Source organism: Adhaeribacter swui, from assembly GCF_014217805.1.
GTDB classification, from domain to species: Bacteria; Bacteroidota; Bacteroidia; order Cytophagales; family Hymenobacteraceae; genus Adhaeribacter; species Adhaeribacter swui.
Window position 1 is genome coordinate 4,129,088 of record NZ_CP055156.1, and the last position, 13,028, is coordinate 4,142,115.

Annotated in this window: 13 protein-coding genes; 9 read left to right on the plus strand and 4 right to left on the minus strand. The window is 39.5% G+C overall.

The annotated features are described in order from the left end of the window. Positions 1 to 130: 130 nt before the first annotated feature. The 3 genes from HUW51_RS17360 (at position 131) to HUW51_RS17370 (ending at position 5,380) form a co-directional block, all read left to right on the plus strand. The gene (locus HUW51_RS17360) at positions 131 to 2,692 is read left to right on the plus strand and encodes a hypothetical protein (protein ID WP_185270886.1); all 2,562 of its coding nucleotides are present in this window, start codon (positions 131 to 133) and stop codon (positions 2,690 to 2,692) included. A gap of 83 nt (positions 2,693 to 2,775) precedes the next feature. After that, positions 2,776 to 4,674, plus strand: a complete 1,899-nt coding sequence (locus tag HUW51_RS17365; RefSeq protein WP_185270887.1) for a T9SS type A sorting domain-containing protein — start codon at positions 2,776 to 2,778, stop codon at positions 4,672 to 4,674. Positions 4,675 to 4,816: 142 nt separating this feature from the next. Then, positions 4,817 to 5,380, plus strand: coding sequence for a recombinase family protein (locus HUW51_RS17370; RefSeq protein WP_185270888.1), 564 nt, complete (start codon positions 4,817 to 4,819; stop codon positions 5,378 to 5,380). Between the two features lie 42 nt (positions 5,381 to 5,422). Here HUW51_RS17370 and HUW51_RS17375 read toward each other — a convergent pair whose 3' ends face one another. From HUW51_RS17375 to HUW51_RS17390, 4 genes are all read right to left on the minus strand, one after another. Further along, a complete protein-coding gene (locus tag HUW51_RS17375; protein WP_185270889.1) occupies positions 5,423 to 6,100 on the minus strand; it encodes an Abi family protein in 678 nt (225 codons plus the stop codon). Between the two features lie 191 nt (positions 6,101 to 6,291). Next, complete coding sequence (locus tag HUW51_RS17380) at positions 6,292 to 7,101, minus strand: ImmA/IrrE family metallo-endopeptidase (RefSeq protein ID WP_185270890.1); 810 nt, start codon at positions 7,099 to 7,101, stop codon at positions 6,292 to 6,294. Next, positions 7,076 to 7,417, minus strand: a complete 342-nt coding sequence (locus HUW51_RS17385; RefSeq protein WP_185270891.1) for a hypothetical protein — start codon at positions 7,415 to 7,417, stop codon at positions 7,076 to 7,078. Before HUW51_RS17385 ends, HUW51_RS17380 begins: the two co-directional genes overlap by 26 nt. Beyond that, the gene (locus HUW51_RS17390) at positions 7,410 to 8,057 is read right to left on the minus strand and encodes a sigma-70 family RNA polymerase sigma factor (RefSeq protein WP_185270892.1); all 648 of its coding nucleotides are present in this window, start codon (positions 8,055 to 8,057) and stop codon (positions 7,410 to 7,412) included. Before HUW51_RS17390 ends, HUW51_RS17385 begins: the two co-directional genes overlap by 8 nt. A gap of 225 nt (positions 8,058 to 8,282) precedes the next feature. Between HUW51_RS17390 and HUW51_RS17395 the strand changes: the two genes are divergently transcribed. The 6 genes from HUW51_RS17395 to HUW51_RS24610 all read left to right on the plus strand — a co-directional run bounded on the left by HUW51_RS17395 (position 8,283) and on the right by HUW51_RS24610 (position 12,951). Further along, positions 8,283 to 9,275, plus strand: a complete 993-nt coding sequence (locus HUW51_RS17395; protein ID WP_185270893.1) for a CBASS cGAMP-activated phospholipase — start codon at positions 8,283 to 8,285, stop codon at positions 9,273 to 9,275. A 4-nt stretch (positions 9,276 to 9,279) separates the two neighbouring features. Next, complete coding sequence (locus HUW51_RS17400) at positions 9,280 to 10,284, plus strand: cyclic GMP-AMP synthase DncV-like nucleotidyltransferase (RefSeq protein ID WP_185270894.1); 1,005 nt, start codon at positions 9,280 to 9,282, stop codon at positions 10,282 to 10,284. Then, positions 10,284 to 10,943 (plus strand): SEC-C domain-containing protein, encoded by a 660-nt coding sequence (locus tag HUW51_RS17405; protein ID WP_185270895.1) that lies wholly within the window; start codon positions 10,284 to 10,286, stop codon positions 10,941 to 10,943. The genes HUW51_RS17400 and HUW51_RS17405 overlap by 1 nt, the downstream gene beginning before the upstream one ends. 141 nt (positions 10,944 to 11,084) lie before the next feature. Next, positions 11,085 to 11,891, plus strand: coding sequence for a DUF2971 domain-containing protein (locus tag HUW51_RS17410; RefSeq protein ID WP_185270896.1), 807 nt, complete (start codon positions 11,085 to 11,087; stop codon positions 11,889 to 11,891). 65 nt (positions 11,892 to 11,956) lie between these two features. Then, entirely contained in the window at positions 11,957 to 12,352 is a 396-nt protein-coding gene (locus HUW51_RS24605; protein ID WP_228466704.1) for a DUF4365 domain-containing protein, read from the plus strand. Further along, positions 12,331 to 12,951 carry a hypothetical protein gene (locus tag HUW51_RS24610; RefSeq protein WP_228466706.1) on the plus strand — a complete coding sequence of 207 codons (621 nt, stop codon included), beginning with the start codon at positions 12,331 to 12,333 and terminating at the stop codon, positions 12,949 to 12,951. Before HUW51_RS24605 ends, HUW51_RS24610 begins: the two co-directional genes overlap by 22 nt. The last annotated feature ends 77 nt before the right edge of the window (positions 12,952 to 13,028 follow it).

Consider the following 13,028-nt stretch of genomic DNA (forward strand, 5'->3'; position numbering starts at 1 on the left):
TCTACCTCACAGGGCTCCTGCCATTAATTTTGAATCCCCGGTGGTTCAGCGGATGTCCTGTTATCAGCAAAACTTCTGTCTGGGCTTTTTTCTGCTGATAGTACTCATTCCATTCTTAAACTCCACCACCATGAAAACACCTATACTCCTTTCCAGAATAGAGCATATAGTCTGCAAATTAAACTTTGATTGGATTAGATTAGCTATTATCCTACTGCTCTTAAGTACTTTTTCTGTTACCACCTTTGCCCAAAACAAGCTCTGGGATAAAGCCTTTGGGGGTAGTGATAATGACCAATTATCTTCTATGCACTTAACCAGCGATGGGGGCTATATTCTGGGCGGTACTTCCAGGTCTCCCGCTAGTGGGGATAAAAGCGAAGGAAATAAAGGAGGTGATGCAGGCGACTCTGACTACTGGGTAATAAAGCTCAAAGCTGACGGTACCAAAGCTTGGGATAAAACGCTGGGTGGTACTGGGGGGGAAAACTTAACTTCTGTGCAGCAGACCAACGATGGCGGCTATATTCTGATAGGCCAGTCCGAATCCAATAAGAGCGGTGATAAAACAGAAGACAATAAAGGGGAAGAGTATACAACTGACTTTTGGATCGTGAAGCTGAATGCCAACGGTACCAAAGCCTGGGATAAAACTATTGGTGGGAATAACTATGATGTATTTCCATCCATTCAGCAGACCCTAGATGGCGGCTATATTCTAGGAGGCGGCTCCTATTCTGGGAAAAGCGGAGACAAAAGTGAAGTCTCTAAAGGCGGCCCTGATTACTGGGTGGTGAAAATAGATGCCGCTGGCCATAAAGAATGGGATAATACCCTAGGCGGTAGCGAGGAGGATCTATTGACTTCTCTGCAGCAGACCCTAGATGGGGGCTATATATTGGGAGGACGATCAACATCGGGAAAAAGCGGCGATAAAACGGATGATAGCCGGGATACAAGTCAAAGTGAATGGAATAAAGGTGACTACTGGATCGTGAAAATAGATGGGAAAGGAAATAAAATTTGGGATAAGACTTTTGGGGGGAATAGAGGTGATTTCTTAACTTCTCTGCAGCAGACCAGTGACGGGGGGTATATTCTGGGAGGGTCTTCCAGATCTGATATCAGCGGCGATAAAACTGAAGGGAATAAAGGAATCCGTGATTACACGGACTACTGGGTGGTAAAGGTAAATACCGACGGCACGAAAGCTTGGGATAAAACTCTTGGAGGAAATCATATTGATGTATTAGCCTCCGTACAGCAAACCCGGGAAGGAGGGTATATTCTTGGCGGTTCTTCCCGGTCCAATATGGGCAGGGATAAGAGCGAAGATCCCCGCGGTGACGTAACCTACGAGAATCGCTATGACTACTGGGTGGTGAAGTTACAGGCTGACGGTACGGAACAGTGGGATAAGACCTTGGGCGGTGATTATAGTGACCGGTTGGCTGTGCTGCAGCAAACCCCAGATGGAAATTATATGCTGGGGGGCACCTCCGAGTACAATATCAGTGGAGACAAAACCGAAGCAAAAGGAGGCGAAGATTACTGGGTGGTCAAGGTACAGGAAAGTGGTAAAAAAAGGCAAACCATTACCTTCAATCCCATCTTGTACAAGACCTTGAGTGATTCTCCTTTCTCCCTTTCGGCTAAGTCTAGCTCGGGCCTGCCGGTAAGTTTCAGCATTCTGTCCGGTCCGGCTACTATAAAAGATAATACCGTTACGCTCACCGGCCTTGGCACGGTTTCGATTAAAGCATCGCAGGCCGGGAATAATATCTACAACGCGGCCTTCGAAGTTAGCCAAGTGTTTCTGGTAGAAGCAGCGACACCCTTTGCCAAACTTTGGGATAAAACCTTTGGTGGCAGTTTTCGTGATGAACTTTCTGCCATGGTAGCCACAGCCGATGGCGGGTATTTGCTGGGTGGTTTTTCCTCGTCGGGCATTAGCGGCGACAAGACCGAGGCCACTAATGGCATATGGTTGGTTAAGATTAATGCCCATGGGGCTAAAGAATGGAATAAAACTTTCGGCAGCGTATTCATTGAAGGGCTTTCAGCTATGATTACTACCGCGGATGGCGGTTACTTGCTCGGGGGTACCAGTGACTCTGAGAAAGATTACTGGATTGGAAAATTCGATGCAATGGGAAATAAAGTTTGGGAAAAGGCTTATGGTGGCAAAGATGAGGATGATCTGACGGCTTTAATAGCCACACCGGATGCCGGATACTTGCTAGGTGGTTATTCCAGATCCGGTAAAGGTGGCGATAAAAGCGAAGACAGCAGATTTTGCGATGGTGAAGGGTGTTCTATTGATTATTGGGTAATAAAAATTGATGGCAATGGCAATAAGATTTGGGATAAAACTTTGGGTGGCAACGCTCCTGATTTCTTACGGGCCCTGATAACAACGGCTGATGGGGGCTATTTACTAGGAGGTTGGTCTGGTTCTCCTGTTAGTGGGGATAAAAGCCAGGATAGTAGGGGAGATGCTGACTACTGGATAGTAAAGATCGATACCGACGGCAAAAAGGTCTGGGATAAGACGTTTGGTGGTAATAACTTGGATGAACTGAAAGCCTTGGTGACTACGGCCGATGGCGGCTATCTACTGGGGGGTATTCCCAATCCGGGATTGGTGGGGATAAGAGCCAAGCTAGTCGGGATGGAGATGGGTATGAAATAGGAGACTATTGGGTCGTCAAGCTGGATGCTAATGGTACTAAACTCTGGGATAAGACTTTTGGTAGCAACGCCGAAGATAACCTAATGGCTATAGTGGTCACGGCGGATAGCGGCTTTTTACTGGCTGGTTACTCTAGTTCAGGTATAGGCGGCGAGAAGAGCCAGGTCAGCAGGGGTGATAGTGATTATTGGGTGGTAAAGATAGATGCCACTGGCAAGAAAGTTGGGGATAAGACCTATGGCGGAAGTGATTTAGATTGGCTTACTGCTATGATCCCTATCCCGGCCGGTGGCTACCTTTTGGGGGGGTATTCTAGGTCAAGTATAGGCGGCGATAAGAGTGAAGTTACTCGGGGCCATACGGATTTTTGGATAATAAAGATTCAAGAGCAAGCCACTCCGCCCCATCCAAATACTTGGAATTTACGGTATGGTGGCAGTGGGGTGGACCGGTTCACGGTGGTGATCAAGACGCGTGATGGTGGTTATCTCTCTGGTGGTTACTCCAACTCTCCTGTTAGTGGGGATAAAAGCCAGAATAATAGAGGCGGTGCCGACTACTGGATCGTAAAAACTGACGAGAAAGGCGCCAAGCAATGGGACAGACGTTATGGTGGTAGCAACCACGACTACCTCAACCGCATCATTCCCACTTCAGATGGCGGGTATTTGCTGGCTGGTTCTTCTACCTCTGGGAAAGGAGGAGATAAAAATGAAGGTAACAGAGGTGATCAGGACTATTGGATTGTCAAGATCAGTAATGATGGTACTAAGCAGTGGGACAAGACCTATGGTGGCTCAGGCTTCGATGATTTACGCAAAGTCAACCAGCTTTCCAATGGCGACTACCTGCTAGCAGGTACCAGTGCTTCTGGGGTAAGTGGGGATAAAACACAACCGAGTCAGGGCGGCAAAGACTATTGGATTGTCCGAATAGATCAAGTGGGTAACAAACGCTGGGATAAGACTTACGGGGGCAGCGAGGATGAGAACCTGGAAAGCTTCACCAAGATTAGCAATGGGGAATTCCTTTTAGCCGGTTCCTCCGCTTCGGGTATAAGCGGCAATAAGAGTCAGGTGAGTAGAGGGAGTAAGGATTACTGGTTAGTGCGCATCAACAGCAACGGTACACTCCTTTGGGATAAGAGCTACGGAGGAGATCAAGATGACGAGCTATACTCCGTTGGCATTACCAGCAGTGGCGAGTATTTTGTGGCGGGTCACAGTTCTTCCGGTCAGAGTGGCGACAAGACCCAGGCCAGCCAGGGCAATAGTGACTACTGGATGCTGAAACTCAGCAACACGGGGGAGAAGCTGTGGGACAAGAGCTTTGGGGGCAGTGGGGTAGAAACGCTACGGTCGATTATTGAAGTTCGGGGGGGCGGCTACGTGTTAGCCGGTTCTTCTAACTCGCCCATCAGCGGGGATAAAACCCAAGCCAGCCAAGGTGGAATGGATTACTGGATCATCAAGACCGATGCTGAAGGTAACAAGCAGTATGACCAGCGGTATGGAGGAGCGGGAGAGGAGGAGTTGCGGTATATTCAAAGAGCCGCGGATGGGGGTTTGTTGTTGGGCGGGAGATCGGAGTCTGGGGTGAGTGGAAATAGAACCCAACCCAGCCAGGGACAAATGGATTACTGGCTGGTGAAAATAGCACCAGTGAAAACCACGCCTACTACCATCGCCCGGGTTGTCGCGAAATCAGAAACATTGGCAGCAGTTAACTTAAATGCTTTCCCTAATCCTACTATAGGCCACCAGGTAATAGTCACCTTTACTGTACCCCAAACCCAGTTTGTGAACTTGCGGGTTCATGATAGCCAAGGAAGAGTGTTAAACACCTTGTTTGAGGCTGTAGCCCAAGCTGGTCAGGAATACAAATCTACTTGGTTTGTTAAAAATCAATCAACTGGAATGTATTTCTTACGATTACAAACACCCAGTAAAGCCTGCACTCAAAAACTGATTGTATCCAAATAGTTTGTCTTAGAAAACGACCGTTTTACGAGACAAAATCAGAGCCTCCCAAAAGAGGCTTTTTTCGGCTAAAAACCGTATCAAATGACCATCTCACAAATCAAAAAGAATTTTGTATATTTGAGATGGCATTCGTGAGACAAATATGAAAATAGGCTACGCCCGGGTCAGCACCCAGGATCAAAAATTAGAACTACAACTCGATGCTCTTATCAAGCAAGGTTGTGAGCTCGTCTTCCAGGAAAAGAAATCGGGTAAGAACAAAGAACGACCGGAGCTCGAAAAATTGCTAGGTCAAATCCGGTCCGGCGATACGGTAGTAGTTTGGAAACTTGATCGCTTAGGTAGATCCTTGCGCGATTTGATTGACTTAGTTGCTGAGTTTCAGAAGAGGGGGGTAGACTTCGTGAGTTTACAGGATGGGATCAATACGGCTACTTCTACCGGGCGCTTTACCTTTAACATCTTTGCATCACTCGCGGAGTTTGAACGCGAGATTATTAAGGAAAGAACGAAAGCCGGGTTAGTCGCTGCTAGAGCTCGGGGTAGAGCAGGAGGGAGACCGGCAGGTTTAACTCTAGAAGCCCAAGAAAAAGCGAAGTCCGCAAAAGTACTTTTGGAATCGGGTAAAAGGCCGGAAGAAATAGCGAAGATTTTAGGTATCTCTCGGGCAACCTGTTATCGTTATTTAGAGTTTGCTGCTAAATAAAATTGTTAATTGACTACACAAAGTGGAAATACTCTGCTTCAATTACAGATTTTGTGCTTGTGCGATCTTCTCATCTATAGAGTCGAAGTAGGATACATAATCTGTTAAATCCGCGTCTATCCAACCAAATAAAGTATAAAGTTCAATCTTAATATCTATGGCTTCCTGGAAGCTGATTACAGAACCATTAAAACAAACTGGTTCGTTATGGTAAACCCTATTTCTAAATTCTCTTATTTTAGTAAGGCTGGTAGCAATATTGGAGCGGTTAACATTAGCCGGTTTATTAGCAAAGCAATGAATTACAACTCCTCCAATTAAGCGATAATGGTGAGGTTCGAATAGGCTTGTCCAAAAACCAAACATCATCTCAGCTATAACTTTGCCTGATGTTACTATACCCCTACTTGCTATCTTATTTTCTGCCTTTTGAACAGTAGTTTTTAGAAAGAATTTTGATTGACGTAAAGTAGGGCTATTCATAAATCCAGTTTTCTCCGTCATTATCCAATTTGGATTTGCAAAGTGGGCCGAAACATGGTAATTAATTGAATTTCTGAGAAATATCTCAAATAAGTTTAGTAGTGGGTAAAACGATTGTGCTACCCTAAGGTTTATTCTGTATAATTTTTGTGCCTTTGCCTTAGAGCCATTGCAAGCAGCCAGAAACCGATTTAATCTTGGTTGTGAAGCAAAGTATTCTAGTTTATCGTATCTCAAGCTTTATAGAGTAAAGGACCTAAATAAATATATTTTCTGATATTGAACCTAATACAAATATATTTCGTAATATTGTAGTGTAATGCTTGATCAAGCCTCTTTCTTTTAAAGAAACGTAATCAAGTGAAAGAATAAAAGAAAGCCCCTTCCATGGGGCTTTTTTATTTTCAGACATAACGGAAGAATTAAGATTACTCAAACCATATAAGGCTAATAACATAATCGTATATGTCTGAATAAAAACACTGTTCGTATAATTGCCTTTCAGGAGCTCCTTTTCTATAGTAGAACCAATCCTCCAAGTCAATAAGCTCGATTCCCGTATATTTTGCTTCAGACTTTAAAAAAGACTCGCCAGCAACACTTGTTGGTGGTAATTGCCCTCCTACCTTGAACTGATTCGCTAGCTGGGGAAAATCCGGGCTTCTGTAGTACCACTTAACTTTATTCCCTTGACTGAAAACCATCATTACCTCATGAGTTCCTACCTCAGTAAATCTTAATGCTGCAGCTGTTAAGCTTACTCCGAAGTTATCGGAGATTTGCCGAATGATATCAAATGAAAATTTACGTCTACCAGTAAATGCTCTAAGTTTTTCCAATGGCATAAGTAAACAAGAAGCAAAATAATCAGCTTCTGTTTCCATTTTGCCTGTATGAATTAAAGATATATTAGACGGATGCGGTGGGAGTAAACCTCTTTTTAAGCCTTCTCGATGGGCATCGATAAAATAATGCCCAAGTTCATGAGCTAAGGTGAACCTACCTCTATTACTCTCCAGAGTATTACCTTTAGCGCTATTTAAATGAATAAAAAACTGGCGATCATGCCATACCAGCATGCCGTCAAATTCGCTTCCATAATTGTCTATACAAAGAGTTAATATCTCATCCTCACAAATAGCTAGCAAATTAGTTTTACTACCTTCGGAGAAATTGGCTGTTAAAAATGAAGTTAATTTAACTACTTCTTTTTTAACCTTTGGTGTTATCGGATTCACCTTTCTTCTTCTGGTTCGCTTTCATCTTTTCAATGACATCTTGGGAAATGTCAGCATTGTTACGGGCTGCCATCCGTAAATCTTGAATTTCATCATTAAGCTCATGATCAAAAATGGCTACAATAGCTTTAGGTTTCCATGATCCGTTAAGAATAGCAAAGGGGTCTACTTCGTCATCTTTAACAGACCTAGTTACTTCTGGGTTTAAACGTTCGAATCTATTTAACTCCTTCTCACTTCTAGGCAGAAAATAGCCCACAGAATGCATCCATTCTTCCAGGTTATCTTCATTAATATTTATAATATCTTTAGCCATTACCAAATTCCTTTCTCATCAATTCATTAGCTTCCATTTTATAAATTCTAATGGTATTTTGGGAAAGCCCTCCTACTGCTTCTCTAAGCTCTAAGGTTAAATGTCTTGGCAAATTTTTGCCTTCTTTTTCGTGTTGTTTGTATGTCAAGTAAATGATTTTATGTTTAGGGGGAAGTTTGGCAAAAGCTTGATCTAACTTTTTTTCATACTCCTGAAGAATTTTCAGTCGTTCAGGCTCATAGTTTACAGAAGGGTCAATCAAAGAAGTAATAACTTTTTCCGTACCGTCGTAAGGAGAATAAGATGGGTTATATAGCTTTACAATTTCACGGTTCGCTATTCCATAAAGATATTTCCTAAAACACTTATCGGTATTACCATCCTTGCATTCGGAATGCTCATATCTGGGATATTGCCAAAAACGATTAAATACTCGATTAACAAGCTCGATCGCGTCATCTTCAGTGCGCTGCCATTTTCTTGACATTATAACACATTTATCGATGAGATCTTTCCTAAACCGGAAAGTTAAAGCAATAAATGCTGCTTCAGCAAGGTCTTTATATCCGGGATCATTTACTGATTTGACATAGTCTATCAAATCAGGTGTGCTTTCATCTTTTAATTCCTCCCAGGTCATTCTTTTCTGTACTACTCAAAAGCGTTAGGTAACGGTTTTAAGTAAGGCTAAGTGAATATAATTTATGAAGTATAGCTAGCTAATAAACCAAAGCCCTAATGAAGATAAGTGCTTTAGATCATCTAAAATTTAGATATGAAAAGGTTTAGCTTTTAACCAAACATAAAGAATACTGCTTAACGGAGCAATAATTTAAAGCAAATATTATAAAACAAATATAAAACTATGAATGAAGAATCAACCTTTAAGATTTTATCAATTGATGGTGGGGGCATTAAAGGACTCTATACATCCAAAATCCTAGAACACTTAGAGCAACGCTACGGACCAATCTCGGATTACTTTGATATGATCTGTGGCACATCTACTGGGGATTTAATAGCGCTTGGGCTTGCTCTTAAGATTCCATCTTCTGAAATAAGTAACATGTACGAAGTACATGGGCCAGCAATTTTTCCGAAACGTGGTAAGTGGTACGGTGTACTTAGACAAGCGCTTTGGAAAGGCAAATATTCGGATGAGCCTTTAAGAAAAGCGCTGGAAGGTATGTTTGGAGATGCAAAAGTATCAGATCTCCATAATCTAGTTTGTATTCCCTCCTATTCTGTTACCGATGCTAGGCCCTGGATATTCAAATACGATCATAAAGAAGGCAAGCTCGATAGAGACAACAAAGCGTTTTGCGTAGACGTCGCTCTAGCTACTTCTGCGGCCCCTACTTACTTTCCACTAAGCGAGATAGATTACTATGATAAGAAGCAATTTATTGATGGCGGAGTATGGGCAAATAATCCTACCATGGTAGGAGTACTAGAAGCTTTAACCTACTTCGTTGGTCCACAACGGCAATTTAGCTCTGTCAAAGTACTTTCCATTAGTAGCCTTAATAACAACGGAGGCAAACCTATTGGTCTAAAAAGGGCAAGAGCTTTTATGCAATGGAGAAATGACCTCTTCGAAACATCTATCAATGGACAAAGCATCTTTACGGATTACCTTATGTCTAGGCTATGTGAAATGAACCATACTGGCATTGACTACATCCGGGTTCCATCCGAGCAGATATCAACTGAGCAGCAGCATTTGGTTCAGCTAGATTGCGCTACTCCTCAAGCCATTAATTTTATCAAGGGCAAAGGCAATGATAGAGGGGAGATCACTAAAAAAGACCCTAAAGTAGAATCATTTTTTGAAAACACTAAAACCTACATATTATAAAACTATGGCAAACTGTCACGACCTTTTCCTGGATTTCAATAGCACAATCAGGCTCAGCGAGTCTAAAAGAAAGAGCCTCAAACTTTCAAGACACGAACTTAGAAGGAAAATTAGAAGATATTTCAAAGAAAATGAGAAAGACGGAATAATGCCTAAATTTTCTGGGCAGGGCTCATTTATGATGGATAGTATTATTAATCCAATACCCCGGAAGGAAATAGAAGGAAACACAGTAAAATATTTATATTTCTATGATATTGATGATGGCATCTATTTTATCGGTAATCTGGAAACTAAAACTAGGTATTCCATTCAAACTTATCATAATTGGATTTATGATGCTGTAGATGGGCATACGGATACTCCACCAATCGATAAAAACACCTGCGTAAGAGTTTTGTTCTCGGATGGTCACAATATTGATTTACCTATATACTATAAGCAAGGGGATACTCCGGAATTAGCTCATAAAGCAAAAAGCTGGCTGGAAAGCGATCCGTTAAAATTTAGCCAATGGTTTAACGAGAAAGCTGAGATTAATCCCCAGTTGCGCAGAATAGTAAGATATCTAAAGACTTGGTCAGATTATCGTCAATATTGTAATACTAGCAAACCAATGCCAAGTGGTCTTATTTTAACAATTTTAGCAGCGAATCATTATTATCGTCACGATAGAGATGATATTTCTCTAAAAGAAACATTAGTGAGCATCGAGGCTGCACTCCGAGTAAATTTTAGGTGTGAACGGCCAACTACTCCTGCTGGAGAAAATTTACTTTCAAAATATACCCAAGAGGAGTATTTCATGGGTAGCTTAAGACAATTTATTTCTAATGCAAAACTGGCGATAGAGGAAAAAAACCAGAAAAAAGGATGTGAGTACTGGCAAAAGAGCCTTGGTGACCGATTCCCGTGCCACTTAGCAAAAGACGAAGAACAAAGAAATATTGCTGTTTCAGGTTTAGTGATGGGGGCAGCTAATTCTAAGCCGTACGGCACAATTATATAATGGAAGGGTATTTACTTTTTCTCGCCCAAACAGATGAGGTTATAGTTAAATATCCAAAGCTTAAAATTATAGAGTCCGAAGGTCAATCCATTATTAAAGGTGAAATAGATATAGTTGATAGCTACGGTAAGTACTGGACTTCATATGAAATTGAAATTCGGTACTCACCAAAATTTCCTAATAGATTTCCAATACTGCACGAAACGGGTGGTAAAATACCAAAAATCGGTGATTGGCATGTTTATGAAGATTCAAAAGCCTGTTGTCTGAAGATACCTCCTGAAGAAATTATTAGGTGTAAAAACGGGATATCCGTACTCGAGTTTATAGAAGAAGAGGTTATTCCTTACTTTTTTAATCAAACTCACCGGATGGAAGTTGGATACTATGTAAATGGAGAGTATTCGCATGGGGCAAAGGGTATTTATGAATATTACTCAAAAATCCTAGGCACATCAGGAAATATAAAATTAACTATTAAAATGTTGCGTTTTATTGCTTTAAAATCTGAGCCAAAAAGGACATCGTTGTGCTTTTGCGGAAGTTCTAATAAATATCGGAAGTGCCATAGAGAGGCTTATCGTAATATAGCTAAAATAAACTCTGTTGATCTGATTTATCATGTAAATTACTTGGAAAGTAAAAAGCATTTACTCTAAAAATTTAATAATAAATAAAACATTATTTATTTAGTATAAAAAGGGAATTGATGCTATTTTAACGGTTTACTAATGGTTAATGCAAAAAAAATACAAAAACTACCAACGCAAACTATTTTGACTTTTACTAAATAAAACAAAATGAAAAGTAAACCCGAATATCTTTATCATTACACATCTATTGAAACACTTGCACTAATTTTATCTACTAAGAAGATAAGATTCAATGCATTAAATCAAGTGGACGATTTAGATGAAGGGAAATGTTTAGATTTCAAATTTATTAGTAAATATTTCTTTGTAAGCTGTTGGACAAGCTTAGAAGAAGAAAGTCTGCCATTTTGGAATATGTATACACCAAACATGAAAGGAATTCGGATAAAAATGCCTTATGATTTTTTTAATACTAATGATATTTCTACTAAGGGTATTTATGGTTTAGCAGAAGGCCATTTTAAGTCAATTGTTTCTCAAGAAGAAACTTTCCAAAATAATTACTGGATTGTCCCAACTCAAAATGAATATTTATTTGATGTAGATTATACATCTGATAATAAGAAATTATTTCCACAGATAGAAACAATAAATGGTGATAGCTTTAATATTAACTTAAATAAAATAGGAATTTATAAGTCATTACATTGGAAATTCCAATCTGAATGGAGATATATAATTAAAATAATGCCAACAAGTAGTCGCAATCCTGCATATTATAGTATGCGAGAGTCTAATATTATGGCAGATTCAATATACTCAATGCGAAAAGGGGATAAACTCCCGTTCTCAAGCTATTTAGTTGATATTGATAAAAATAAAATTGAAAATATGGAAATACTGCTAGGACCAAAACATACAACATCAGAGAAATTGATAGTTGAAAGTTTAGTAAAAAACTTTAATCCCAAAGCAGAAATTAGAATCAGTTGTTTGCATAACAAAATTCGATAAAAATACTGATCTATACAGCAGTTATATGAATTAGTTATGTGTCACTTAAGAAACGTAAAGGTTAAATGGTTAATAAAAAAAGAAGAGTTTTTCAGCATATTATGGAAGATGAATCTTATCAAATAATTAAAAATCTTATTCCTAAAGAATGGGTAATACGTGAATTTAATAGGCCCGATTATGGGATTGACTTAGTAATTGAACTATTCGAAAAAATTGATGACCATTATTCAGAGACTCTAGGAGAGTTTATCTATGTTCAAGTAAAATCATTAAAAAATATAAAGATTGTAACAGAAAAAATATTCAGCGTTAATAATGTTGCAAAAGGTGTATGGGGGGAAGATCGGTCAGAGTATGCAGAAATAGATATTAAAAATATTCTTTTGATACTAATTCCATTTTTACAATACAATCACTGGGTGCAAGTGTTTCTGTTTTGCTTTTTGTGGTTGATATAAGCACAGAAAACGTATATTTTATTAATATAAACGACTATATCGATAAAATAATTTTACCTCAAAATCCAAATTATATAAACCAAGCTTCAATTACATTAAGTATACCTATTCTAAATAATTTGCATAACAATAATATCTCATTAAATGCTTTAAAATTTTATGGTAAAAGAGCAAAGTTACTTTCAGCCTTCTCCAAGTTTGCATATCAAAAGAACGAGATAGCTTACGTATTTGGTTACAATTATTTTCCTTTTTGGACATTTAGAGATGAATTAGAGAAAAATAAAATATATAATAATGGTGAAATAAGGAAAATACTATTATATTTTATAAGCCAAATAGAAAATTTAGACATTTGGTCATATGTAGAATGGCAAGTATTGCCTGAAACACAAAATGATCTTTTAAAAATAAAGGAATTGCTTCAAGTTGATAATAGTGATTGGAATGAGATCAAGAACAGAACTTTAGTCATATGGCATCAACTGACAAATCTTGGGACTATGTATGAAGATATTTGCCGAGAATGGTTTTTGCCAAAAATTATAAGCTTAATGACATCTTATCCAACTGCACCAGAGATAATAAAAAAGAATTAAAATGGGAACGCACAAATTCGCGTAAAAGTCAGCCTTTGCTAGCCGCCTACACAAATCAGAATGTGCCATATTATAAA

What these genes read in the sequence shown, in the direction of transcription:
- HUW51_RS17365 (WP_185270887.1), top strand. Translation starts at nt 2,776, where the DNA reads ATGGCTATAGTGGTCACGGCGGATAGCGGCTTTTTACTGGCTGGTTAC.
- HUW51_RS17405 (WP_185270895.1), top strand. Translation starts at nt 10,284, where the DNA reads ATGGAAGGGTATTTACTTTTTCTCGCCCAAACAGATGAGGTTATAGTT.
- HUW51_RS17360 (WP_185270886.1), top strand. Translation starts at nt 131, where the DNA reads ATGAAAACACCTATACTCCTTTCCAGAATAGAGCATATAGTCTGCAAA.
- HUW51_RS17410 (WP_185270896.1), top strand. Translation starts at nt 11,085, where the DNA reads ATGAAAAGTAAACCCGAATATCTTTATCATTACACATCTATTGAAACA.
- HUW51_RS17395 (WP_185270893.1), top strand. Translation starts at nt 8,283, where the DNA reads ATGAATGAAGAATCAACCTTTAAGATTTTATCAATTGATGGTGGGGGC.
- HUW51_RS24605 (WP_228466704.1), top strand. Translation starts at nt 11,957, where the DNA reads ATGGTTAATAAAAAAAGAAGAGTTTTTCAGCATATTATGGAAGATGAA.
- HUW51_RS17390 (WP_185270892.1), bottom strand. Translation starts at nt 8,057, where the DNA reads ATGACCTGGGAGGAATTAAAAGATGAAAGCACACCTGATTTGATAGAC.
- HUW51_RS17370 (WP_185270888.1), top strand. Translation starts at nt 4,817, where the DNA reads ATGAAAATAGGCTACGCCCGGGTCAGCACCCAGGATCAAAAATTAGAA.
- HUW51_RS17385 (WP_185270891.1), bottom strand. Translation starts at nt 7,417, where the DNA reads ATGGCTAAAGATATTATAAATATTAATGAAGATAACCTGGAAGAATGG.
- HUW51_RS17400 (WP_185270894.1), top strand. Translation starts at nt 9,280, where the DNA reads ATGGCAAACTGTCACGACCTTTTCCTGGATTTCAATAGCACAATCAGG.